Annotated in this window: 23 protein-coding genes; 15 read left to right on the top strand and 8 right to left on the bottom strand. The window is 58.9% G+C overall.

The features are described from left to right. The first annotated feature begins 17 nt into the window (after positions 1-17). The 4 genes from purE to ACQZ48_RS03635 all read left to right on the top strand — a co-directional run bounded on the left by purE (position 18) and on the right by ACQZ48_RS03635 (position 2,565). The gene (purE, locus tag ACQZ48_RS03620) at positions 18-485 is read left to right on the top strand and encodes a 5-(carboxyamino)imidazole ribonucleotide mutase (protein ID WP_191216900.1); all 468 of its coding nucleotides are present in this window, start codon (positions 18-20) and stop codon (positions 483-485) included. 11 nt (positions 486-496) lie between these two features. Beyond that, entirely contained in the window at positions 497-1,573 is a 1,077-nt protein-coding gene (locus tag ACQZ48_RS03625) for a 5-(carboxyamino)imidazole ribonucleotide synthase (RefSeq protein ID WP_448728543.1), read from the top strand. Between the two features lie 146 nt (positions 1,574-1,719). Beyond that, positions 1,720-1,845, top strand: coding sequence for a type B 50S ribosomal protein L36 (ykgO, locus tag ACQZ48_RS03630; protein WP_003497670.1), 126 nt, complete (start codon positions 1,720-1,722; stop codon positions 1,843-1,845). A gap of 99 nt (positions 1,846-1,944) precedes the next feature. Then, positions 1,945-2,565 carry a hypothetical protein gene (locus ACQZ48_RS03635; RefSeq protein ID WP_173991108.1) on the top strand — a complete coding sequence of 207 codons (621 nt, stop codon included), beginning with the start codon at positions 1,945-1,947 and terminating at the stop codon, positions 2,563-2,565. A 66-nt stretch (positions 2,566-2,631) separates the two neighbouring features. On the opposite strand, the gene ACQZ48_RS03640 is transcribed toward ACQZ48_RS03635, so the two are convergent. From ACQZ48_RS03640 to ACQZ48_RS03650, 3 genes are all read right to left on the bottom strand, one after another. Then, entirely contained in the window at positions 2,632-2,889 is a 258-nt protein-coding gene (locus tag ACQZ48_RS03640; RefSeq protein WP_006314683.1) for a DUF2312 domain-containing protein, read from the bottom strand. A 147-nt stretch (positions 2,890-3,036) separates the two neighbouring features. Next, positions 3,037-3,342 carry a DUF1244 domain-containing protein gene (locus ACQZ48_RS03645; RefSeq protein WP_077984886.1) on the bottom strand — a complete coding sequence of 102 codons (306 nt, stop codon included), beginning with the start codon at positions 3,340-3,342 and terminating at the stop codon, positions 3,037-3,039. Positions 3,343-3,357: 15 nt separating this feature from the next. After that, the gene (locus ACQZ48_RS03650; RefSeq protein ID WP_191216828.1) at positions 3,358-4,146 is read right to left on the bottom strand and encodes an N-formylglutamate amidohydrolase; all 789 of its coding nucleotides are present in this window, start codon (positions 4,144-4,146) and stop codon (positions 3,358-3,360) included. A gap of 292 nt (positions 4,147-4,438) precedes the next feature. Between ACQZ48_RS03650 and ACQZ48_RS03655 the strand changes: the two genes are divergently transcribed. Further along, the gene (locus tag ACQZ48_RS03655; protein WP_373692768.1) at positions 4,439-4,825 is read left to right on the top strand and encodes a DUF1036 domain-containing protein; all 387 of its coding nucleotides are present in this window, start codon (positions 4,439-4,441) and stop codon (positions 4,823-4,825) included. After that, entirely contained in the window at positions 4,825-6,264 is a 1,440-nt protein-coding gene (gene pyk, locus ACQZ48_RS03660; RefSeq protein ID WP_448728544.1) for a pyruvate kinase, read from the top strand. Before ACQZ48_RS03655 ends, pyk begins: the two co-directional genes overlap by 1 nt. Positions 6,265-6,350: 86 nt before the next feature. Here pyk and ACQZ48_RS03665 read toward each other — a convergent pair whose 3' ends face one another. Next, a complete protein-coding gene (locus ACQZ48_RS03665; protein WP_191216829.1) occupies positions 6,351-8,240 on the bottom strand; it encodes a DUF882 domain-containing protein in 1,890 nt (629 codons plus the stop codon). A gap of 176 nt (positions 8,241-8,416) precedes the next feature. Continuing rightward, complete coding sequence (locus ACQZ48_RS03670) at positions 8,417-9,964, bottom strand: sigma-54-dependent transcriptional regulator (protein WP_191216830.1); 1,548 nt, start codon at positions 9,962-9,964, stop codon at positions 8,417-8,419. Positions 9,965-10,133: 169 nt separating this feature from the next. On the opposite strand from ACQZ48_RS03670, the gene ACQZ48_RS03675 reads away from it, so the two are divergent. Both ACQZ48_RS03675 and ACQZ48_RS03680 read left to right on the top strand, forming a co-directional pair. After that, a complete protein-coding gene (locus tag ACQZ48_RS03675) occupies positions 10,134-11,984 on the top strand; it encodes a M3 family oligoendopeptidase (protein WP_448728545.1) in 1,851 nt (616 codons plus the stop codon). 99 nt (positions 11,985-12,083) lie between these two features. Next, positions 12,084-12,719: an aminotransferase class IV family protein gene (locus ACQZ48_RS03680; protein WP_077983498.1), complete on the top strand. Its 636-nt coding sequence runs from the start codon at positions 12,084-12,086 to the stop codon at positions 12,717-12,719. On the opposite strand, the gene ACQZ48_RS03685 is transcribed toward ACQZ48_RS03680, so the two are convergent. Then, the gene (locus ACQZ48_RS03685; protein ID WP_191216832.1) at positions 12,716-13,624 is read right to left on the bottom strand and encodes a GGDEF domain-containing protein; all 909 of its coding nucleotides are present in this window, start codon (positions 13,622-13,624) and stop codon (positions 12,716-12,718) included. The genes ACQZ48_RS03680 and ACQZ48_RS03685 overlap by 4 nt on opposite strands. Before the next feature lie 258 nt (positions 13,625-13,882). Between ACQZ48_RS03685 and ACQZ48_RS03690 the strand changes: the two genes are divergently transcribed. The 6 genes from ACQZ48_RS03690 (at position 13,883) to ACQZ48_RS03715 (ending at position 20,939) form a co-directional block, all read left to right on the top strand. Beyond that, positions 13,883-15,328 carry a homospermidine synthase gene (locus tag ACQZ48_RS03690; RefSeq protein WP_191216833.1) on the top strand — a complete coding sequence of 482 codons (1,446 nt, stop codon included), beginning with the start codon at positions 13,883-13,885 and terminating at the stop codon, positions 15,326-15,328. A 149-nt stretch (positions 15,329-15,477) separates the two neighbouring features. Further along, positions 15,478-15,852, top strand: coding sequence for an outer membrane lipoprotein Omp10 (omp10, locus tag ACQZ48_RS03695; protein ID WP_077983501.1), 375 nt, complete (start codon positions 15,478-15,480; stop codon positions 15,850-15,852). A gap of 217 nt (positions 15,853-16,069) precedes the next feature. Continuing rightward, positions 16,070-17,977: a 5'-nucleotidase C-terminal domain-containing protein gene (locus ACQZ48_RS03700; protein ID WP_191216834.1), complete on the top strand. Its 1,908-nt coding sequence runs from the start codon at positions 16,070-16,072 to the stop codon at positions 17,975-17,977. 353 nt (positions 17,978-18,330) lie between these two features. After that, entirely contained in the window at positions 18,331-19,365 is a 1,035-nt protein-coding gene (hemH, locus tag ACQZ48_RS03705) for a ferrochelatase (RefSeq protein WP_077983503.1), read from the top strand. A 57-nt stretch (positions 19,366-19,422) separates the two neighbouring features. Further along, positions 19,423-20,472, top strand: a complete 1,050-nt coding sequence (locus ACQZ48_RS03710; protein WP_077983504.1) for an SPFH domain-containing protein — start codon at positions 19,423-19,425, stop codon at positions 20,470-20,472. A 2-nt stretch (positions 20,473-20,474) separates the two neighbouring features. After that, positions 20,475-20,939 carry an NfeD family protein gene (locus tag ACQZ48_RS03715; protein WP_077983505.1) on the top strand — a complete coding sequence of 155 codons (465 nt, stop codon included), beginning with the start codon at positions 20,475-20,477 and terminating at the stop codon, positions 20,937-20,939. A gap of 20 nt (positions 20,940-20,959) precedes the next feature. On the opposite strand, the gene ACQZ48_RS03720 is transcribed toward ACQZ48_RS03715, so the two are convergent. Both ACQZ48_RS03720 and ACQZ48_RS03725 read right to left on the bottom strand, forming a co-directional pair. Further along, positions 20,960-21,955, bottom strand: coding sequence for a KpsF/GutQ family sugar-phosphate isomerase (locus ACQZ48_RS03720; RefSeq protein ID WP_137411378.1), 996 nt, complete (start codon positions 21,953-21,955; stop codon positions 20,960-20,962). Positions 21,956-22,066: 111 nt separating this feature from the next. Continuing rightward, positions 22,067-22,432 carry a PAS domain-containing protein gene (locus ACQZ48_RS03725; protein ID WP_137411377.1) on the bottom strand — a complete coding sequence of 122 codons (366 nt, stop codon included), beginning with the start codon at positions 22,430-22,432 and terminating at the stop codon, positions 22,067-22,069. 419 nt (positions 22,433-22,851) lie between these two features. Here ACQZ48_RS03725 and uppP point away from each other — a divergent pair, with 419 nt between their 5' ends. Continuing rightward, positions 22,852-24,351 carry a polysaccharide biosynthesis protein UppP gene (gene uppP / locus ACQZ48_RS03730; RefSeq protein WP_448728546.1) on the top strand — a complete coding sequence of 500 codons (1,500 nt, stop codon included), beginning with the start codon at positions 22,852-22,854 and terminating at the stop codon, positions 24,349-24,351. Positions 24,352-24,365 lie beyond the last annotated feature (14 nt).

The raw sequence follows: 24,365 nt of genomic DNA on the forward strand, positions 1-24,365 counted from the left end.
CCCCCGTCGCCATCATCATGGGCAGCCAGTCTGACTGGGAGACCATGAAGAACGCCGCCGATACGCTGGATGCGCTCGACATCGAATATGAAGCCCGCATCATTTCCGCCCACCGCACCCCGGACCGGCTTTATGATTTTGCCAATGGCGCAAAAGACGAGGGTTTCAAAGTCATCATCGCCGGTGCGGGCGGGGCCGCCCACCTGCCCGGCATGACGGCCGCCATGACGCCGCTTCCTGTTTTTGGGGTTCCGGTGCAGTCGAAGACCATGTCCGGTCAGGACAGCCTCTATTCAATCGTGCAGATGCCCGCCGGCATTCCCGTTGGCACGCTTGCCATCGGCAAGGCCGGCGCCATCAACGCCGCCCTTCTGGCCGCTGCGGTCCTGGCGCTCAGCGATGAGGACCTGGCCGACCGGCTGGATGCCTGGCGTGGCCGCCAGTCGGCTGCCGTCGCGGAATATCCGATGGACAGCGCCCAGTGACGAAAAACGTGATGGCAAAGACAGATAATCTGACCATCGGCATCATCGGCGGCGGTCAGCTTGGCCGCATGCTGGCCATGGCTGCAGCCCGCCTCAACCACCGCACCATCGTGCTTGAACCGCAGGCGGATTGTCCGGCAGCGCAAGCCTGCAACGACCAGATCGTCGCGGAGTATGACGACGAAAAGGCGCTTGCGGAACTCGCAAGCCGCTGTGATGTCGTGACCTACGAATTCGAGAACGTGCCTGTCGCGGCAGCCGAAAAGCTCAGCCTCTCCGTTCCCGTCTATCCACCTCCGAAAGCACTCAGCGCCTCACAAGACCGGTTGACGGAAAAACGCTTCCTCAACGGCTGCGGCATCCCGACCGCCGATTTCCGCGCGGTGGACAGCCAGGAAGAGCTGGAGGCCGCATTGGCCACTTTCGGCGGCAAGGGCGTGCTGAAAACCCGCCGCATGGGTTATGACGGCAAGGGCCAGCGTCTCTTCCGGGGTGGCGAAGACCTCGCAGGCGCCTTTGCGGCGCTCGGCGGCGTGCCGCTGATCCTCGAGAGCTTCATTTCCTTCGAGCGGGAAATTTCGCTCATTGCCGCCCGTTTCCAGGACGGCACCGTCACCTGTTACGATCCCGCCGAGAATGTCCATCTGGACGGCATCCTACACACTTCAACCGTTCCGGCAGCGCTCTCCAATGCCGCCAGGGCAGTTGCCGTACAATCGGCGGAAAAGCTTCTGGCAGCGCTCGAATATGTCGGCGTCATCGGCATCGAATTCTTCGTCCTGCCGGATGGTTCGTTGGTCGCCAATGAAATGGCGCCGCGTGTCCACAATACCGGCCACTGGACGGAGGCCGCCTGCGTGATCTCGCAGTTCGAGCAGCATATCCGGGCCGTATCGGGCCTCGCGCCCGGCAGCACGGATCGCCATTCGGATTGCGTTATGACCAATTTGATCGGCGATGACATCGATGATGTTCCAGCATGGTTGGCGAAAAGAGACTGTCTCGTGCATCTCTACGGCAAGACGGAAGCACGGCCGGGCCGCAAGATGGGCCATGTGACGCAGCTTCTGCACACAGGAAAAGCCTAGTCTTTTAAGGCAAAGACACGGGCAAGTGTTGACAGGCAGGGCTCAAACAGGTATCTGCCTGCCAACCGAAAAGAGCGCGCCCCGTTGCGCGCTTTTGATTGTTTGAATAGCACGGCAAAATCCGTGCAAAACTGCGGACCAGTAAAATGAAGATCAAGAATTCGCTTAAAGCGCTTAAGGCCCGTCATCGCGATAACCGCCTGGTTCGCCGCAAGGGCCGCGTCTACATCATCAACAAGCAGAACCCGCGCTTCAAGGCTCGTCAGGGCTGATTGATCGCAACTGCGGTTCGCGATGTTTCGCGGATCACTTTGTTGACAGTGCAGAAGTTTGCATTTGATATTGGGCGCAGCCGGGTTAAGCTTAACCCCATGCGCCCAAATCGTTTTTGCACAGCATTCATTCTCGCTCAGGGCTTCCTGTTTTCAAGCCTCCCGTTTCCGGGAATGGCTGCGGTTGCTCATGCGGCGGACGGAAAGCCGCCTGCCGTTGTGGAGTCCGCGCCCTCACCGGCCAAGACCATCGATACTCTTTTTGCATCGCTGAAAAAAGAACGGAATGCGGTCAAGGCGCGCAGCATCGCCAATCAGATCGCCTCCGAATGGAATGATTCCGGCAGCGCAACGATCAATCTGCTCATGCAATGGGCAGGCGAAGCCGCCGACGAGAAACGCAACGCCGCCGCTTACGATTTTCTCGACCAGGTCATTCTGCTCGATCCGGACTATGTGCAGGCGCCCTATCGCCGCGCCATGGTGCATTTTGCCGATGGCGACACTCGCAAGGCAATGGCGGATATCAACCTGACCCTGGAAAGGGAACCGCGCTATTTCCCGGCGCTGGCAAGCCTAGCAAACATCCTCGAAGCTTCGGGCCGAGAGGAGCTGGCGCTGAAGGCCTGGGAGCGTTATCTGGCGCTCTACCCCGCGGACAAGGATGCCCGCAAGGAGGCAATCGACCTTTCGGAGAAGCTCGCCGGCACGCGCGGCTGAATTCGCAAGATGCGCAAAAAAATCGCCGCAAAAGCGGCGATTTTTCATTGAGGCGTTTCCAGCCGATCATTCCATGCCGAGCGCGGCCATATAGGTCTGAAGAATCGTTTCTTCCTCGATGCGCTCATTGGCGTCCTTCTTGCGCAGGCGGATGATGGTGCGGATCGCCTTCGTATCGTAGCCACGACCTTTAGCCTCGCCCATAACGTCCTTGATATCACCCTGAATGGCAGCCTTTTCCTCTTCGAGGCGCTCGACGCGCTCGATGAACTGGCGCAGTTCTGCGGCGGCGACGGTTTCGGTGGTGCTCGTTTCGTCCATCATATTATCCTTCGTTGTCGGCTCGCATGCGAGCCTTATTCATTGATCCGGGCGAAGCCCTCGCCGGTCGTTGCCAGCGGACAGCAAAATTCAGGCCTGTGAACTGCCCATAGAAAGGCGTTCCGTCAAGTCGTTTCCGTTAGCGGAGACCTATTCCTTGGGTCGGTTCTGCTCGAAAGCGACTTTCTGGTCGTCACTCGCTTCGCCTTGATATTGCAATTTCCAATCCTCATAAGGCATGCCGTAGACGATTTCCCGGGATTGATCCTTGCTGAGCGGAACACCGGCTTCTTCGGCCGCCTCCCTGTACCAGTTGGAAAGGCAGTTGCGGCAGAAGCCCGCGAGATTCATCAGGTCGATGTTCTGCACGTCGTGGCGCTCACGGAGATGATTGACAAGGCGCCGGAAAGCCGCCGCCTCGAATTCAACCTGCCGATTGTCGTTTTCATTCGTCATGGCAAAACTCCAGGCTCAATAGGGGCCGGTGCGAGAGGCGAACAGCTGATATTCATGCAAAACGGGATCGTCATTCATTGCGGCGAAAATGGGAGCGAGCCGGTCCGACCATTCGGCGATCCCCTCATCATTCGCGACCAAATCCTGCCGAACCTCGAGAAGCGCATGCGGTATGCCCTTCATCATGCAATGGCGATACATAGTGTCGCCTTTGAGCGCCCCGTCGTAGGGTTCGTTATCGCCAACGAGGATATCGCCCGTGGCGCGCAGATGCGCCAGAAGCGGATCGACAGCACGGTGATCCGTGTCCCACAGAACCGCCGCATGCCATGGTCGGGGTGTTTCCTTCCAGAACGGCGTGTAAGAATGGAGCGACAGCACGAGCGGCGCCTCTTCGGACGCTTTCGCCACGCCGGTCAGCACACGGTCCACGGCATTGTGATAGGGCCGATGAAAGACCTCGATCCGCCTTTGCCATTCCTCATCCGAAATCGGATGGTTGCCGGGAATGATCGCTCCGTCCGAAATCTTCATGATGAGAGTGGGATCGTCCTCGCCGCGATTCGGGTCGATCAGCAGGCGAGAGAACCGTCCGAGCACGGCCGGCACGCCAAGGCGGGCGGCGAGTGAGCGGGTCAGTCCCTCTATACCGATATCAAATGCGATATGGCGATGAAAAGCGGTTTGCGGAAGGCCAAGATTGCCGTAGTGTGCCGGCAGGAGGTTCATGGCATGGTCCGCCAGAAGAACCATGCCTTTGTCATAATCGCCTTCTATGATTTCATAGGGTATGAAGTCGTTCATCGATGATTTTTCTGGGGCAGGATTGAGGAGAGAAACTTGATGGCATGGCTTGAGGCCGCGCGCAAGTTACGGCGGAAGAACAGCCATCTACCTTGTCGCACTCACGATCCCACGAACAATATAATCGATTAAACTCGCGTTGACTTTCTTTGGCGGCCACGCCAAGAAGTGTGTTCATTATAACCATGGAATCCGGATGGAAGCCGTGACTCAGTCATCTCTCGCTCTTCCTCGCCACTTCAGGCATCTCGCCCGTCTTTTTTCCGTAGCGGCATTGTTTCTGACCCCGCTCATGATAGCGGCGCCCGCGCACGCGGATTTTCGCGTGTGCAACAGCACGCAGAACCTCGTCGGGGTAGCCATCGGCTACCGTGCTCAGGAAGGCTGGGTCAGCGAAGGCTGGTGGCAGGTCCCCTCCTCGACCTGCGCGACGCTGATCGAGGGTGAGCTGCAGTCACGTTATTATTATCTCTATGCCGAAGACGCCGCCCATGGCGGCCGCTGGACCGGTGACGTCAACATGTGCGTGGCGGAAAACGAGTTCAAGATCAACGGCGTGGACGATTGTTATGCCCGCAGCTTCCAGAGAATGGGTTTCAAGGAATATGACACGGGCAGACAGGGCAGCTGGATGGTCCAGCTCTCCGATACGCCAGGCACACAGGGAAATCAAAACTGATGAAGCGTAACCGCAAAGTCAAAATTCTTGCAACTCTCGGCCCGGCCTCCTCCGAAGAGGCGATGATCGAGAAGCTGCATCTTGCTGGCGCGGATCTTTTCCGGATCAACATGAGCCATGCGAGCCACGACGTGATGCGGACGCTCATTCAGCGCATCCGTTCCGTCGAGAGCCGGAACGGCCGCCCTATCGGCATTCTGGCCGACCTGCAGGGACCCAAGCTGCGCGTCGGAAAATTCGCCGAAGGCAAGGTCGACCTCGTTCCCGGCCAGACTTTTACGTTGGACAACAACGAAACGCCTGGTGACAACACCCGCGTTTTCCTGCCCCATCCGGAAATTCTCGAAGCGGTCAAGCCCGGCCATCGCCTGCTGATCGACGACGGCAAGCTGCATCTGCGCGCTGAAAAGAGCGACGGCAAAAGCATCGTCACCACCGTCATTTCCGGCACCGGCATTTCCGACCGCAAGGGCATCAGCCTGCCCGACACTCTGCTCGGCGTCGGTGTTCTGACCGACAAGGACCGCGTCGATCTCGATGCCGTTCTCGCCACCGGCGAAGTCGACTGGGTGGCGCTTTCCTTCGTCCAGCGTCCGGAAGACCTTGCCGAAGTGCGCAAGATTGCACGCGGTCGCGTCGGCCTGATGTCCAAGATCGAAAAGCCGCAGGCTGTCGAGCGCATCGAGGAAATCATCGAGCTTTCCGACGCGCTGATGGTCGCCCGTGGCGATCTCGGCGTCGAAATGCCGCTGGAAGCCGTTCCGGGCATCCAGAAACAGCTGACCCGCGCCTGCCGCCGCGCCGGCAAGCCGGTCGTGGTTGCCACCCAGATGCTGGAATCGATGATAACAGCGCCTGTGCCGACCCGCGCCGAAGTGTCAGACGTCGCCACCGCCGTCTTCGAAGGCGCAGACGCCATCATGCTTTCTGCCGAGTCCGCATCGGGCGACTATCCGGTCGAAGCGGTTTCCACCATGGCCTCCATTGCCAGCACGGTGGAGCAGGACCCCTATTATTCCAATATCATCTATGCGCAGCGCGCCCAGCCGGAACCGACCGGCGCCGACGCCATTTCGCTTGCCGCCCGCCAGATCGCCGAAACGTTGAAGCTTGCGGCGATCGTCACCTATACGTCCTCGGGCACGACCGGCCTGCGCGCCGCGCGTGAACGGCCGCAGGTTCCGATCATCGCGCTGTCGCCGATCATCCAGACCGCCCGCCGCCTGTCGGTCGTCTGGGGTCTGCACTGCGTCGTCACCGGCGATGCCAGCGACCTGGACGACATGGTGAACCGCGCTTGTCGTATCGTGGTTTCCGAAGGTTTCGGCAAGCCGGGCGATCGTATCATCATCTCCGCAGGCGTACCGCTTGGCGCCCCCGGCGCGACCAATATGGTACGCATCGCCTATATCGGCTCGGACGGCCAAAGCGGCGTCTAAAGCTTGAACTATCCAGCATAAAAAAGCCCGCCGGTAACGGCGGGTTTTTTGTTGGCCTCTCGGCCGTCTTCCTTATGAAAGTTGGCTCAGTGCATCTTCACCGGCGTGCTGAAGCGGCTGGATTCGATGGCCGCGGCACCGGGCTTGAAGCTCGCGGAGGTCGCGGAAGCCGACATATCGTTGCTGAGCATGCGATTGGCGACAACACGCGGCGCCTTTACCGAGCGTCCGGTCGTACCCTTGTTCTGGTTGAGCGCCCAATCCGAAATAAGATCCTGCGTCAGGCGTCCACCGCCCACCATGGCCTGCTGGGAAACGGCGGCATCCTGTTTGCTCGGGCGCGAACCCTTGGTCGGAAGGCCGGCGCTGAGGCCGCCATTGATAGCAGGCTTCAGGTCGAAAGCATCACCGAAGCCAGCCTGCGGTTCGGCCTTGGCCGTTTCGACGGGCGCAACGGTAACCTTGTGGTTGACGGCGGCCGGGAATGGCGCAGCTGTTGGCATCGCGGCCGACTGGACCTGCGACCGGGCGGCCTGACCGCTCTGTTCAAGAGCGGCAACCACCGTGGGCGAAAGCGTACCCTGTTGCGCCTCGGCCAGATCGTCCTCACCTTCAGGGTCGGCATTGGCCGCCGCCAGCAGGGCTTCCGCCACGGCCGGACGATTGGCGGGAACCGGAACAGAGGCGAGTTCGCCGGTTGCAGCCGGTGTCGCACCCTCTACAGAAGCCGTCAGGATCGATCCTTCCGCATCACCTCTCATGCCGCGCGGGCCGAGAAGCGTGGGCACCGGAACGGATACCTCAGCCAGATCGGCAAATTGCTGGCGCTCGGCAGGCGCGGAAGCCGGCGTCGGCGTGGTCGCCGCCTGCAGGGCATCCTGCGCGGCATTGCGAGCCGGAGAATAAAGCGCCGTCGCAAGGCCGGTATTGGCCGGCGGCTGATTGCCGAAGGCGGGTCGGGCCGTCGGCAGCGGCGCATCGTTTACACCCGGAAGCGTCTGTGCCGAAGCAAGTGCAATCTTGGGTTCAGGCTCCGGAGCCGCCGGGCGAGCAACGGCGGGGCGCTCTGCGGGCGCCGGCGCTGCGATGCTATCTGGATCTTCATCCTCGTCACCGCCGCCAAAGAGGGCCTGCAACAGCGTCTTGCGCTTGCCGCCGCCAGATGAGGCAGGGCCTGCACCGGCGCTGGAAGCAACCTGAATGGAGGAGGAGCTGACGCGCTTCTTGTAATCGGCAAGCGCCTGCTCATAACCGGGAAGCGGCTTGCCGTCGGAAGGAAGATGCAGCGTATTGCCGTTCGGGAAGATGCGGACGAGTTCTTGGCGGCTCATGCGCGGCCAGGCGCGAACGCCGCCGACATCCATGTGCACGAAGGGAGAGCCTGAGGTCGGATAAAAGCCGACGCCGCCGATCTGCATCTGCATGCCGATTTCGCGAAGACGGGCAAGCTTCACACCGGGGATATAAAAGTCCATGGCCTTGCCGAGCATATGCTGGCTTTTTTCCGCAACGCCCTTCGTGCGTGAGCGCAGCAGACCATTGGTCTCGGGCGAACGGAAGGCCGAAACAACGTTGATATAGTCAGTCGCGCCACTGCGGCGATAAACTTCCCAGACGAGATCGAAAAGGCGCGGATCCATGCGTGTCGGCTGGTTGCGACGCCAGTCGCGCAGGAATCGGTTCAACTCCTGCAGACCTTTCTGATCATATTTTCCATTGCGCTTGAAGGTGATGACCGCCTTCTCGCGTGTATGGATATAATACAGTTTGAGGCTGCGCGTCTCGGCGGCGGCTTCCGTCGCCGAAACACCTACGAAAGGCATTGCGGCGAGCATCAGGCAGGCAAAGGTGACAGCGCGCGCCGACAGCTTCGTGCATATATCCTTGATCAAGCCGCGCGCGACCTTGGTCGAAAGCGCGTTATTCCGATGCAGATATGGCAATTCGATCCCCGCCTGGAAGACAATTTCTGTCACATTGCCTCAAATGAACGTCAAATACGGTGACACGATGGCAAAATTGCCACACACATACAACCTTCCTCTATATAGTGAATCAGCCACTAACAAGAGGTTTATAGACGGTAAGCGGATATCCTTGCTCAGAAGTTAACGAATTTTGCGATCTGCCTCCAAATGCGGGGTTTGTGCCGTTAGGCTGCATCTCGAAGGGGATCGTCGGGATCGATGCCATAATCCTTCAGCTTGCGATAAAGCGTCGAGCGGCCAATGCCGAGCTTTCTGGCGACCTGGCTCATCTGGCCGCGATAGAAGCGCAGAGCGAAACGGATGAGTTCTTCCTCGATTTCTGCCAGTTTGCGGATGTTGCCCGATTCATCCATGCTGGAGATCAGGTTTCCGCCCCGGTAGATGGTGGTGGAAATATCCGATGGCTCCTCGATGACGGCATGGCTTTCAGCAACCGCCGGAGGGGGCGGTGAATAGGCCGCAAGCTTCAGCGACGCCCCTGAAGGCGAGCGAATGACATCGTCCGCGTCGTCGTCGGTCGAAAATTCCGGCAGTTGCAGGGCGATCTGCGGAAAATCGGAATCTGACAGTTCCTCACCCTGCGACAGCACCACGGCGCGGAAGACGGCGTTTTCGAGCTGACGGATATTACCCGGCCAGTCATAGGCCGTGAGCAGCGCCAGCGCGCTGGCGTCAAGGCCAACAGGATTGGGCAATTTCTGTTCCGCCGAAAAGCGCTCGGCGAAAACGCGCGCCAGATGGGGAATATCTTCCTTGCGGCGGCGCAGCGCCGGAATGGTGATCGGGAAGACGTTGAGGCGATAATAAAGGTCCTCGCGGAATCGGCCTTCCTTCACCTCTTCGATGAGGTTCTTGTTGGTGGCGGAAATCAGCCGCACATTCACCTTCTGCACCCGTGCGGAGCCGACGGTTTCGATTTCGCCTTGCTGGACCGCGCGCAGCAGCTTCACCTGCACATCCAGCGGCAGATCGCCGATTTCATCGAGGAACAACGTGCCGCCGTCCGCCTCCATGAATTTGCCGACATGTTTTTCCGTCGCGCCCGTGAAGGCTCCCTTTTCATGGCCGAAGAGGATACTTTCCACGAGATTATGGGGAATGGCGCCGCAATTGACGGTGATGAAGGCCTTATTCGACCTGTCTCCGGCCGACTGGATGGCGCGGGCGACCATTTCCTTGCCCACACCGGATTCGCCTTCCAGCACCACGGGAATGCTGGACTGGGCAGCGCGCTGCGCGAGTTCGATAACCCTCAGCATTGCCGGGCTTGCGGAAACGATATCGGTAAAATTCACTGCATTGCTCCGTCCGCGCCTTCCCGTGCGGGCTTTTGCCTCTCTCCTGTCGAGCTTGAGCGCATTGGAGATGGCAGCGCCGATCCTTTCCGGCGAAACCGGCTTGACGACGAAATCGAAAGCGCCGGCGCGCATGGCCTGCACGACGGTATCGATGCCGCCCTGACCGGTCTGAACGATGACAGGAACATCGGTGCCGACTTCGCCGATAGCTTTGAGAAAGGTAAGCCCGTCCATTTCAGGCATCATGAGGTCGAGGACAATGACGTTGATCTCGCCGCTATATTGCTTGAGCAGTTCCAGCCCCGCCTTGCCGTTTTCGGCAAGCAAGGCGAGATGCCCATAACGTTCCACCGCATTTTTGAGCAGGCGGCGCTGGACGGGATCATCGTCTATCACGAGAACATGCGCGGTCATTTTTAGCTCCGGTTTCCGGTTTATGGACCTGCTTCATGCGGTCCCTTATTCCGCACTCTGGCATGGGAGACTTGAACATCCAGTTTTGAGAATTGCTTGCATTTTATCCATTGCCGCGGGAAACAAGGTCCCCATATGCTTCGCACGCATAATCAGAAGGACACGTTCGATGACCCTCAACCGCCCGACCCCGCAACCCGTCTTCTCCCTTGCCGAAACCACCGGTCCGGCACTTGGCGACCTTCCCGGCTGGAAGCTGACGGACCTCTATCCATCGGGGGATTCGCCGGAATACAAGGGCGATCTCGACAAGGCGGCGTCGATGGCGGCGGCTTTCGAGGAGAAATGGAAGGGCAGGCTTGAAGCTGCCGCAAAGGCGACGGGCGACAAGGGCATCGGCGCGGCGCTCAAGGAATATGAAGCGCTGGATGATCTCATCGGCCGCATCGGCTCCTTTGCCGGGCTCACCTATTTTTCCGATACGTCGAACCCGGCAAACGGCAAGCTTTACGGCGATGCCCAAGCGAAGCTGACGGATATTTCCTCCCACCTCCTGTTCTTCACCCTTGAGCTCAACCGCATCGATGACGCCACGATGGACGCCTGCATGGCGAATGACGCAGTAGCGGGTCACTACCGCCCCTGGCTGGTGGATTTGCGCAAGGACAAGCCGCACCAGCTCGACGACCAGCTGGAACAGCTTTTCCTCGAAAAATCGATGACCAGCGCAGCGGCCTTCAACCGCCTGTTCGATGAAACGATGGCCGATCTGCGTTTCGACATAGACGGTGCGAGCCTGCCGCTGGAAGTGACGCTCAACATGCTGCAGGAGCCGGAGCCGGAAACCCGCAAGAAAGCGGCTCAGGCGCTGAGCGCCACCTTCAAGGACAATCTGCGCGTCTTCACACTCATCACCAACACGCTCGCCAAGGACAAGGATATTTCCGACCGCTGGCGCAAATTCGAGGATATTGCCGATAGCCGTCATCTCGCCAACCGCGTCGAGCGCGAAGTGGTCGATGCTTTGGCCGCGGCGGTCAAGAAAGCCTATCCGCGCCTCTCTCATCGTTATTACGCCATGAAGGCGAAATGGCTCGGCATGGAGCAGATGAATTATTGGGACCGCAACGCGCCGCTTCCCGATACGTCGAACACGATCATCCCTTGGGATGAGGCAAAGGACACGGTGCTTTCCGCCTATGGTAGTTTCGCCCCCGAGATGGCCGATATTGCCCGTCGTTTCTTCGATGAAGAATGGATCGACGCCCCCGCGCGCCCCGGCAAGGCGCCGGGCGCCTTCGCGCATCCGACCGTGCCTTCGGCCCATCCCTATGTGCTGGTCAACTATCTCGGTAAACCGCGTGACGTGATGACGCTTGCCCATGAGCTTGGTCACGGCGTTCATCAGGTTCTGGCCGGCGAACAGGGCGCCTTGATGTGCGCCACGCCGCTGACGCTTGCCGAGACAGCCTCCGTTTTCGGGGAAATGCTGACCTTCCGCAAGCTGCTTGACGACACCAGAGACATCAGGGAACGCAAGGCCATGCTCGCCCGCAAGGTCGAGGATATGATCAACACGGTCGTGCGCCAGATCGCTTTTTATGAATTCGAGCGCAAGCTGCATACCGCCCGCAAGCTGGGCGAGCTGACTTCCGGGCAGATCGGCGAATTGTGGCTGTCCGTTCAGGCCGAGAGCCTTGGTCCGGCGATCCGGATTTCCGAAGGCTACGAGACATGGTGGACCTACATCCCCCATTTCATTCACTCGCCCTTTTATGTTTATGCCTACGCCTTCGGCGACTGCCTGGTGAACTCGCTCTATGCGGTTTATCAGAAGGCAGAGACGGGCTTTCAGGAGAAATATTTCGAGCTTCTGAAGGCGGGCGGCACCAAACACCATTCGGAGCTTCTGAAACCCTTCGGCCTCGACGCGACCGATCCCTCGTTCTGGGACAAGGGGCTTTCGATGATCGAAGGGCTGATCGACGAGCTGGAAGCGCTGGATAACAAACAGGCTTAATCTCTTCCGCCGGCAGGGCTATCCTATTTCGGACAAGCTTTGCCGGTTGATATTGCCGGCGGAAACACCGGTAAACAATTCAGGCGACGAGCACAGGTAATGAAACGCAAACCCGCCGATCTGACCTTGAGGGAAACCTTGCGCTGGGAGCCGCAGACCGGCTTTCAGCGCATCGACCAGCATATGCGCCGATTGCTGCGCTCGGCCGACGCGCTCGGTTTTCGCGCGCCGGTCAATGCGCTTCAGGTGCTGGAAAAGAAGGTGGGCGGCGAAAAGCCGCTCTGCGTCAGGCTGGTCATGAACTACAAGGGCGAACTCGACGTCGAAACCGCCGACTTCCAGCCCTTGCGGCAGGATACCGTCTGGCGGGTTCGCATCGCCCGACAGACCACGCTCGATTCTTCCGACACCTTCTATCGTCACAAGTCCTCACGCCGCGAGCCCTATGACGCCGCCCGGGCCGAATTTTCAGCCGGAGAGGCCGACGAGGTTCTGCTCCTCAACGAGCGCGGCGAGTTGTGCGAGGGATCGTCGACCAGCATTTTCGTCGAAATGCCGGACGGGCAATTGCTGACGCCGCCGCTCGACAGCGGCATTCTGCCGGGTGTGCTGCGCGCCGATCTGATCCGCGACCGCAGGGCGCGCGGACAGTCGCTGAAACCGGACGACATTGCCGGCCGGAAACTCTTCGTCGGCAATTCGCTGCATGGATTGATTGCGGCGGAACTCGTCTAAACAGTCACCGCCAGAAGCCGGTCGCGGCCTTTGTCCTTGGCCGCATAAAGAGCCTGATCCGCCCGCATGAAAACATCATCCGTGCTTTCCGGTGCGCGATACACCGTCAGCCCGGCCGAGCAGCTGTAGGAAAAATCCGGGAATTCAGAGAGGGGTCTCGAAAGACGCACCTTCTGCAGCAGCCGTTCGACGATCTCCCGGCCCTCGACCACCGTGCTGCGCGGCAGGATGAGCATGAATTCCTCGCCGCCGATCCTGCCGAAACAATCCACCCGCCGGATGACGGAATGGGCGATGCCGACGAAATCGCGAAGCACCGCATCCCCGCATTTATGGCCGAAACGATCGTTGATCTGCTTGAAGAAATCGATATCGAGCGTGCACAGGCAAAAGGGCGTTTCCAGCCCCTTGGCAACCCGTTCCACCTGCAGAGCCAGCTTGGCGAAGACGAAGCGGCGGTTTGCAGTCCCGGTCAATTCATCCGTCTGCGAGGCGCGCACCGCCAGATCCCTGTCCTGTCTTAGCGTCCTGTAACCTTGGCGCAATTCGGTAACGTCGCTTGCGACACACAGCATCCAGCCATCCTGCTGCACCGTTTCCGTCATCCAGAACCAGCGGCCGTCATACATGTCCATCTCAAAGGCGCGATAAGGCAGCTTGCCGCGTCGGGATTGCGCCGACAACAGCCACCCCTCGAAATCATTGTTGCGGACGACGACGCCGCTGCGCAGCCGATGGTTCAACCGCATGATGTCCGCCCAGGTCGGAAAATCGTTGGCGGCAAGCTGAAAGCTTTCCCGAAACGACGGATTGGCATGGCGCAACCGATCCTCGGAATCGTAAAGGGCAATAAGAACGGGGGTGGCGCTCTGAAGCGCTGCGACACGCTCGATAAGATTATTCAACGGGCAACTCCCCTGCGATGGCGAAAACTCCCCCGTCGTCATCCGGCCAAAGCCCCCAAGCCTTTGGACATAGAGAGGAAAAGAAGAACTTAATTATAAACGCACTCTCTAAAATGCGAAGAGGCAGAATGCGGTGGAAAGGATGCCCGAGCCCGTCCTGTCATAACCATCGTCATATGTCCGTCATCCACCTGCCCTTTATTGTGGCACGCTTTTGTGATCTAGCTTACTTATTGGCTGAAAAAGGAAAATTGACGAATGACGGATGCAAACCACCCGATTTACGGCAATATTGACGGCCCCATCATCATGATCGGCTTCGGCTCCATCGGGCGCGGTACTCTTCCGTTGATCGAACGTCATTTCAATTTCGACAGGACCCGGCTCGTCGTCATCGACCCGCGCGAGGACATCGCCGCCTTTCTGGCCGAAAGGAACATCCGTCATATCCAGACGCATCTGACCAAGGAAAATTACCGCGAGATTTTGAAGCCGCTCCTCAAGGGCGTTCAGGGCCAGGGCTTCTGCGTCAATCTTTCGGTCGATGCCGCCTCCGTCGATCTGATGCGGATTTGCCGCAAGCATGGCATGCTTTACATCGACACGGTCGTCGAACCCTGGCCCGGGTTTTATTTCGACGCCGATGCCGACAATGCGGCCCGTACCAACTATTCGCTACGCGAGACCATGTTGAAGGAAAGGGCGCGCAAGCCGGGCGGCACGACGGCGGTTTCCACCTGCGGCGCCAATCCGGGCATGGTGTCCTGGTTCGTGAAACAGGCGCTCGTCAATCTCGCCAAGGATACCGGCCACGACATCGAGGAGCCACAGCCACATGACCGGGAGGGCTGGGCAAAGCTGATGAAGCGGCTTGGCGTCAAAGGCGTTCACGTGGCCGAACGCGACACCCAGCGGGCGAAGGAACCCAAGCCCTTCGGCGCTTTCTGGAACACATGGTCCGTTGAAGGTTTTATCGCGGAGGGTTTTCAGCCCGCCGAACTCGGCTGGGGAACACATGAAAACTGGATGCCGAAAAACGCGAAAAAACAGAAAAAGGGAAGCAAGGCGGCGATCTATCTCGACCAGCCCGGCGCCAATACGCGGGTGCGGACATGGTGTCCGGGTCTTGGTCCGCAATATGGATTTCTCGTCACGCATAACGAAGCGATTTCGATTTCCGACTATTTCACCGTCCGCAACGATGATGGCGACGTGACGTATCGGCCGACCTGCCATTATGCCTATCATCCCTGCAACGACGCCATTCTTTCCCTGCATGAACTTTTCGGCAATGGCGGCACCCCTCAGCCCATCCAGCATGTGCTTACCGAAGACGAGCTTGTCGACGGCGCCGATGAACTCGGCGTTCTTCTTTATGGCCATGACAGGAATGCCTATTGGTATGGGTCGCGGTTGAGCCTGCAGGAGGCGCGTTTGCTTGCGCCCAGCCAGAATGCCACCGGATTGCAGGTCAGTTCCGCGGTTCTGGCCGGCATGGTCTGGGCAATCGAAAATCCTGAAGCCGGCATCGTCGAGGCGGATGAAATGGATTACCGCCGTTGTCTCGAGGTGCAGCGCCCCTATCTCGGACCCGTGGAGGGCCATTATACCGACTGGAAACCGACCGATGGCCGCCCCGGCCTGTTTCCCGACAACATCGATACGTCCGACCCCTGGCAGTTTCGCAACATCCTCGTGCGCTGACGGGACGGAGTCTCATATTTGTCACGCAGAGGCTTTCCTGAATGACGTCAGGAACCGGGGAGAGCGAGCAACGTTGCCTTGAAATAAGAAACGCTTCACGGCATGGTCGAAGCATAGAAAGTTTCATCGAATCGCAGGAGAACAGGCTCATGAACTTCAAGACAAGCGCTGCTTTGCTTTCAGCCGCCATAGCGGTGTCTTCATGCGTCGCGCCGGGACCCTCGCAGCAGTCCTCGATGGCGCCTTCGCTTTCCCGCGGCCCGGCCGTCGACGGTCGCTGGATCGACCGTAACGGCATCGTATCGACCTTCCAGAACGGCGCCTTCTCCACCCGTTCGACCGACACCAACACGCTTCTGGCCTCCGGCACCTATGTCACGATTTCGCCGACGCTTTACGAAATCAACATGACCTCGCTGGTGCGCAACACGCAGTCGCGCGTAAACTGCGCCCTCGTCTCCCCGTCACAATTGAACTGCACGACGGATACGAACAGCCAGTTCTCGCTGACGCGTCAGGGCTGATAGCACCGTTTTTTTAATGGGATGACCTTCTGAAACGCACGCCTTCAGCGTGCGTTTTTCTTTATTGCGCGCCTGTCATAATTTCGCTTGCGGCGGCTGCCGCTAAATGGAAACATCCGGCGTTCGAAAGACTGACATGTTTTCGGATTAAAAAATGAGTTCGGTCGGAGGATGATCAGCCGGCCTGTACTTCCGCTTTGAACAAGAGAGAGGGACGATGAGGAAAATTTTGGCGCTGGGTATGCTGAGCGTTTCGGTAATGACGCTTTCAGCCGGGGTCGCTCTGGCCGACTACAAACTTAACATTCTTCACATCAATGACCTTCACTCACGTATCGAGGCGATCAACAAATTCGATTCGACCTGCTCACCTGCCGAAACGGAAAAGAAGGAATGCTTCGGCGGTATCGCCCGTGTGAAAGGCGCGATCGACGCGCGCCGCGGAGAGCTTGGCAGCAACGCCAACCTCCTCGTTCTCGATGCCGGTGATCAGTTCCAGGGCTCGCTGTTCTATACGCAGTACAAGAGCGAACCGATTGCTGAATTCATGAACGGCATCGGCTTCGATGCCATGGCAATCGGCAATCATGAATTCGATGACGGTCCGGAAGAGCTGCTGAAATTCATCAACGCGCTGAAGTTCCCGATCATTTCCGGAAACACCAAGGCGGCCGCAGGCTCCATTCTGGCCGATAAGTACAAGGGCTACGTCATCAAGGATCTGGGCGGTCAGAAGGTCGCCGTGGTTTCGGTGCTTGCGACCGACACCAACGAGACCTCCTCGCCGGGCGACAAGATCAGCTTCGAAGACGAGATCGCCTATCTGAAAGGCGCCGTAAAGGAAATTCAGGATCAGGGTGTCAACAAGATCGTGCTGCTTTCGCATGTCGGTTACGTCCGGGATCAGGAAATAGCGCAGGCGGTGGACGGTATCGATGTCATTGTCGGCGGTCATAGCCACACCCTGCTTTCCAGCACCGACCCCAAGGCCGCCGGTCCTTATCCCACGCTCGTCAAGAACCCGTCGGGGATCGATGTTCCAATCGTAACGGCCTACGCCTATTCGAAATATCTCGGCGACCTCGCCGTGACCTTCGATGACAATGGCGTCGTCAAATCCGCCGAAGGCGCACCGAAACTTCTCGATGTCTCGGTTACGCCGGACGATGCATTCACCAAACGCGTGACGGAGCTTGCCGGCCCGCTCGAGGAGATGAAGAAAAAGGAAATCGGCTCCTCCGAAAGTGTGATCGACGGTTCGCGTGAAGTTTGCCGCGCCAAGGAATGCACGATGGGCAATCTCGTTTCCGACGCGCTGCTGGATCGCGTCAAGGATCAGGGCGTGACCATCGCCATCCAGAACGGCGGCGGTTTGCGCGCCTCCATCGATGCCGGAACGGTAACGATGGGTGAAGTCCTGACGGTCCTGCCGTTCCAGAATTCCATTGCCACGTTTCAGCTGAAAGGTTCGGATCTGGTCGCGGCTCTTGAGAACGGCGCAAGCCAGATCGAAGAAGGCGCCGGCCGTTTTGCGCAGGTCGCCGGCCTCAAATATTCGTTCGACCGCTCCAAACCGCCAGGTAGCCGCGTTGTTTCCGTCGAGGTCAAGGAAGGCGAAAGCTTCGTGCCGCTCGACCCCAACAAGACCTATGGCGTCGTCTCCAACAACTACATGCGCTCGGGTGGTGACGGCTACAAGGTCTTCGCGACCAAGGCGATAAACCCCTATGACTTCGGCCCAAGCCTTGAAGACGCGGTTGCGGCCTATATCAGCGCCAACAGCCCCTACAAGCCGCATATGGATGGCCGCATCACCGACGCAACTCCTGCGGATTACGTGGCGCCTGCAAAACAGCCAGCACCGCCGGCATCAGCCCCCGCCGCCGCCGCGCCCGCCGCAACCACCGGCGCTGCACCGGCGCCCGCTGCGATGGCCCCGGCAGCGCCTGCAACTGCACAAGCAGCCGCCAGCAAATATGTCGTTGAAAAGGGCGACTCGCTCTGGAAGATCGCAGCGGAGAAATATGGCGACGGCGCTCTCTGGAGCAGAATTGCCAAGGCAAACACGCTGAAGCATCCGAACCACATCGAGATCGGTGAGGAACTGGAACTGCCGGCTCAATAAGCCGAACGGGAACAGACAGGGCAATTTGCCGCAGACAGGAAGCCGGCCCTCGGATATCGGGGTCGGCTTCCTATTTTCCTTTTAAAACAAACCGTTACGGATCAAATTTTTGCAAGGGACCGCGCGTGGCTTTCTCCCCCCGGGAAATAGCCTTCACCGGTAGTTTAATCCTGAAAAATTTCGTCTAGAACACGTGAACGAATTGACCGCACGAGCGTATAGCTCGGGCATCGTCGGCCCAAACCCCGCCGCGGTTAGCGTTCGGCGCGCATCAACAGAAGATGGAGCGTTTCAGCCCTTATCCGGAACGAACCGCTCCTCACGCAAACAGTCAGAGTTTCAGGGTGTCATTCATGGCGACAGAACTATCCGCACTCCCCGCAAACCATCCCCGCACGGCATTTGGCAAGGTCGGCGTCCTGCTGGTCAATCTCGGCACGCCTGACGGTACGGATTATTGGTCGATGCGCCGTTATCTGGCGGAATTCCTGAGCGACAAGCGGGTAATCGAATGGTCGCGTCTCTACTGGTATCCGATACTTTACGGCATTGTCCTCAACAAGCGCCCGCAGAAAGTCGGCAAGGCCTATGAGGAAATCTGGAACCACGAGCGCAACGAAAGCTATCTGCGCACCTATACACGCAGCCAGGGCGAGTTGCTGGCGGAAGCGCTGAAAGACCTGCCAAATGTTGTGGTCGACTGGGGCATGCGTTACGGCCAGCCCTCCATCGCCTCGAGGATCGACGCGCTGAAGGAACTGGGCTGCGAAAAAATCCTGCTCTTCCCGCTTTATCCGCAATATGCTGCGTCGACGACGGCAACTGTGAACGACAAGGCTTTCGAACACCTGATGAAGCTGCGCTGGCAACCAGCCATCCGCACCGTCCCGCCATATCATGACGATCCGGCCTATATCGAGGCGCTTGCCGCCTCGGTGAAAAACCATCTGGCGACGCTGGACTGGGAACCGGAAATGCTGATCACGTCATTCCACGGCATTCCGCAATCCTATTTCAAAAAAGGCGATCCTTATTATTGTCACTGCCAGAAAACCGCCCGGCTGCTGCGCGAGGCGCTGGGGCGTACAGAGAAAAATTTCATGATCACCTTCCAGTCGCGTTTCGGGCCGGAGGAATGGTTGCAGCCCTATACCGACAAGACCGTGGAAAAGCTGGCGTCGGAAGGCGTCAAGCGCATTGCCGTGATGAACCCCGGCTTCGTTTCGGATTGTCTTGAGACACTGGAAGAAATCGCCGGTGAAGCGGGCGAGATTTTCCTGCATAATGGCGGCGAGAAATTTACCCATATTCCCTGCCTGAACGACAGTGCCGAGGGCATGAATGTTCTCGAAAAGGTTGTGAGACGGGAGTTGCAAGGGTGGGTGTAATCTTGCCATAACGAAGCCGGGCTAAAGCCCGCATGGTTCTGATCTGGAGGAAAAGTGATGATTGCATTGGGCGGTTTCGATATCGTCGTGCTGGCGGCAGTGGTTCTGGTCATTCTGGTGCTGTTTGCCGGCATCAAGACCGTGCCGCAGGGATATCGCTACACGGTTGAACGTTTCGGGCGTTATACCCGCACGCTCGAACCGGGCCTTAACCTGATCATACCCTTCTTCGAGCGTATCGGCGCCCGCATGAATGTGATGGAACAGGTGCTGGATATCGCCACCCAGGAAGTCATTACCCGCGACAATGCCAGCGTTTCTGCCGATGCGGTGGCCTTCTACCAGGTTTTGAACGCCGCGCAGGCCGCCTATCAGATCGCCAATCTGGAAAACGCCATCCAGAACCTTACCATGACCAATATCCGCTCGGTGATGGGCTCGATGGACCTCGACGAGTTGCTGTCGAACCGTGACGCCATCAACGATCGCCTGCTGCGCGTGGTCGATGAGGCCGTCGGGCCATGGGGAATCAAGGTCACCCGCATCGAAATCAAGGACATCGCGCCGCCGAAGGATCTCGTCGATTCCATGGCGCGGCAGATGAAGGCGGAGCGCGAAAAACGCGCACAGGTGCTGGAAGCCGAAGGTGCCCGCAACGCCCAGATTCTGCGCGCGGAAGGCGCAAAGCAATCCGCCATTCTTGAGGCCGAAGGCCAACGCGAGGCGGCGTTCCGCGACGCCGAGGCGCGCGAACGTCTGGCCGAGGCCGAGGCCAACGCCACCCGCATGGTCTCGGAAGCCATTGCCGCCGGCAATGTCCACGCCATTAACTATTTTGTCGCCCAGAAATACACCGAGGCACTCGCCGAGATCGGCACCGCGAAGAATTCCAAAATCGTGCTGATGCCGATGGAGGCTTCGGCGCTGATCGGTTCCCTCGGCGGTATCGGCACGATTGCGAAAGAGGTTTTCGGCGAAAGGGGCGACGCACCGACTGCGCCTGCCACCTCCACGGCGTCCCGCTCCGTGCCGCCGACGCGACCCTCCGGCCAGAGCATCAACGTCACGATCCCTGGTAATCCATTCGGTTCTTCGTCGGAGAAATGACGATGTTACAACAGCTTGCCACTGAGCTGGGGCCGTGGAGCTGGTGGATCGTCGCCTTCGTGCTTCTGGCCGCCGAACTCATCGCTCCCGGCGTGTTCTTGATCTGGATCGGCCTCGCCGCGCTGGTTATCGGCGCGGTCTCGCTGCTTTTGTGGGATGCTGCATTCTGGGCCTGGCAATTGCAGTTGGTGCTGTTTGCCGCGCTCTCCATCGTTTTCGCCCTGCTCGGCCGGAAATATTTCGGAAGAAACCGGGCTGCAAGCGACGAACCCTTCCTCAACCAGCGGGAGGCAAGCCTTGTCGGACGCACCGCGACCCTTCAGGAACCGATTGTCGAAGGGCGTGGCCGGATCAGGCTGGACGACACATGGTGGCCGGTCAACGGCGAAGACCTGCCGGCCGGCACCCGGGTAAGAATAGCTTCCGCACGCGGACGCACGCTGACAATCGAGCCGCTAGACCGATAAGTTCAAGATCGGCGACGGCTTCAAGCCACGCCAATTCTCAAGAGATCGTGGAAATGCACCAGCCCAATGGGCCGGTTATCCTCATCGATGACAATCAGCGCGCCAATGTGGAATTTTTCCAGCGTCGCCAGCGCACTGGTCGCCAGCACGGATTTTTTGACGGTTTTCGGCGTGCGGGTCATGATGTCATCGACCGTCATCTCGGCGAGGTTGCGCGACAGGTTGCGCGCCATATCGCCCTCGGTGACGATGCCGCACAGGCGGCCATCCTCGTCCAGAACGCCGACACAGCCAAAATGCTTGCGCGAGAGAACACCGACTGCTTCCGGCATGGCCGTTCCCTTGTTGACCAGCGGCACGCGATCGCCCGTATGCATGATATCGCCGACCAGCGTCAGGCTCGCCCCCAGCTTGCCGCCGGGATGGAACACCTTGAAGTCACCGGCAGTGAAATTGCGCGCCTCCAGCAGCGCAACGGCCAGGGCATCGCCCAGCGCAAGCTGCATCAACGTAGAGGTCGTCGGCGCAAGGCCGAGCGGGCAGGCTTCCTGCTCATTGGGAACCAGCAGCACGATGTCGGAAGCCCGCGCCAGCGATGAATTTTCCGAACAGGTGAGCGCGATCAGCGGAATCGAGAAACGGCGGGAATAATTGATGATGCTGCGCAATTCAGCGCTTTCACCACCCTTGGAAATGGCCAGTACCACATCATCGCCGCCGATCATGCCGAGATCGCCGTGATTGGCCTCAGCCGCATGCACAAAAAAGGCGGGCGTGCCGGTGGAAGCGAAGGTGGCGGCAAGTTTTGCGCCTATATGGCCGCTTTTTCCGACCCCGGTAATGATGAGACGGCCGTTCGACTGGCCGATGGTCTCGATCGCCTTGCAGAATGGGTCAGAAAGACCGTTCCTCAGAGCATCCTCGAGGGCGGCAAGGCCAGCCCGCTCCATTGAGATCGTCCGCACGGCGGATTCGATGGCGTTGTCTTCGACCAATTTGACGGCGCGTGTAATCATGGCCGACTGTTACTCTTTCAACCGAAATAAGTCCACTCTTCACCGGCGGGCGCAGGGTTTTAGTAGATACCGCCCGAAAATCTCCAACGGTTTCGGTAAAGCGGCGCCTCGTCAATGACGCCGATCCGGCGGAGAAATCTCCTCCATCGTTCCAAGCCGTTTGAAGGGGATGTTTTCCTCGTCGACCAGATACCGCCCGAGCGTCCTTACCCATGAGACCGAGCCGTCGCTGCGGCGCACAGCGTATTCCTGATTATAAAAACTTGCGGCCTTCAGGGTGATCAATGCCGATTCGATCACGCGGTTTCGATGATCGAGATCCACTTTTTCAAGCATCTGAAAAATGCTGATCCCCTGCATTGCCTGTCGCAGCGGAATTCCAAAGAGTTTGGCACATACTTCGTCTAGATAGAAACGGTCATTGGTAATATCCCAACAATAAAAACCGAGCTGCTTGGTGTTCAAAACCGGATTCATGAAACGATGCTGTCACACAAAATAAAATTCAATACCACTTGTTGGGCAATAGAAGATCAGCCCATATAAACCATAGGGCGATTCCGCACCAAATTGAAACGTTTTAATCTTCTCATATTAGGAATATTTTGCATTCTTGACCATTTTCTTCCAGTCATGGTGACGGGTGAAATCGTCCCACCGGGCCTGATGATCGGCGCCGTTGGCTTTGCGCTCCTACCATAACACCGAAATTCCGGCGATGTTTATCAACTGTTAACCATAAAAAACCTATTGTTAAAGCGATGTTAAAACTTGCGTCGCCTGTCTGGTCCCTGGTTTCTTCACGTCATTTCATCGGCCTATTACTCATCGGGCCTGAGGGGATGTCTTGGTGGCCCTTCGATCCGGCATCGGCCAAACTTGCCGGGTGAAAAGGAATGAACGTGAAGGGCACCGCCACACGTCTGCCGACGTCGCGGAAAGCAGCAACCCTGCTGCTCGCCTGCACGATTTTTTACCCGCAGGGAAGCGTCTTCGCGCAGACTGCAACGACAGCCATACCTGTCTTGCCGGGCGCCGCTTCTGCCGTCGACGGAGCAGTTTCACCCACACCGGCGACGGACAGCGGGGTGAGCACCGGCACTGTCACGGCCACAGCTACGACCACGCCCGCACCACAACTCTGGCGTCCCTCCACCAATCCCGGCGATCCTATTTACGAACAGCAGGACGACGCAAGCCAACCCTCTGCCGAGGCCGAAAACCCCTATGAGCCGACGGTAGACGGTGGCGAAAACCCACGGATAGCGACCGAACCCGGACAGACGCCCGGCATCCGGCTCGGCACGTTCCTGCTGCGACCGTCAATCAGCCAGACGATCAATACGGAAAAGCAGACGAATACCGGCGGCCCCTCCAGACGCAACTATCTGACGACAGGCATACGCGGCACGCTCACCAGCGACTGGTCCCGTCACGCTTTGACGGTGACGGGCGACGGGGCCTGGGAGAGGAACTTCGGCAGCGACAAGGACGGCGAAGAGCCCCGGGCAAGGATAGAGGCCGATCTACGCCTCGATCTCGGTGAAGAAACGACGGCCAATCTCAAGGCCGGTTATGAATTCAGCCGCGAGGACACGACGGACCCCAATGCTCTCACCGGCGCTGCCGTGCAAGGCGGTGAGCACCGCTTCACCACCGGCGCGTCGATAGAGCGGGATTTCGGCAAGCTGCGCGGCCTGGCGGCGCTCGATCTGTCGCGCACGGTCTATACGGATGCGAAAGGCATCGACGGCCGGCCGATCAGCCTCAGCGACCGCGATCAGAACGGCGCGAACCTGCGTGGACGCATCGGTTATGAGTTGTCGCCGGCGCTCATCCCCTTCCTGGAACTGAATGCCGGGACGACCAAATATGACAGGCGTCTCGACAATTCCGGCTATGCCCGTTCCTCCAATGCCTATGGGGCGAAGGTCGGCGCGGAAGTCGATCTTGGCGAGAAGACCCGCGGCGAGGCCGCCATCGGTTATTTGCGCAAGCAATATGACGACGATCGCCTTGCCTCGATCGGCGCATTGACGCTGGATGGCGAGCTCAACTGGTCACCCCAGCGCGGCACGAACGTCAATCTCGGTCTGCGCACGACGATAGAGGACTTCGCCGGCGGACCACAGGGCGGCTGGGTTTCCTATCGGTTGGATGCCGGCCTGACCCACGAATTGCGCAGCAACCTCGTTGCCCGCCTGACGGGACAGGTCGTGCATCGCACATTCCCCTCTTCAGACATGGAAAATGCCGTTGAATATACCGCAGGCGCCGGCCTGACCTGGGGGTTGAACCGCTATCTCGACCTGACGGCGGACGTCAGCTACCAGTGGACACCGGTTTATGACAGCAGCGAGCTACGTGTCGGCGCAGGACTTGTCCTCAAGCGATAGGCTTCGGCCAAAAA

The organism is Agrobacterium sp. 22-209-1, from assembly GCF_053522485.1.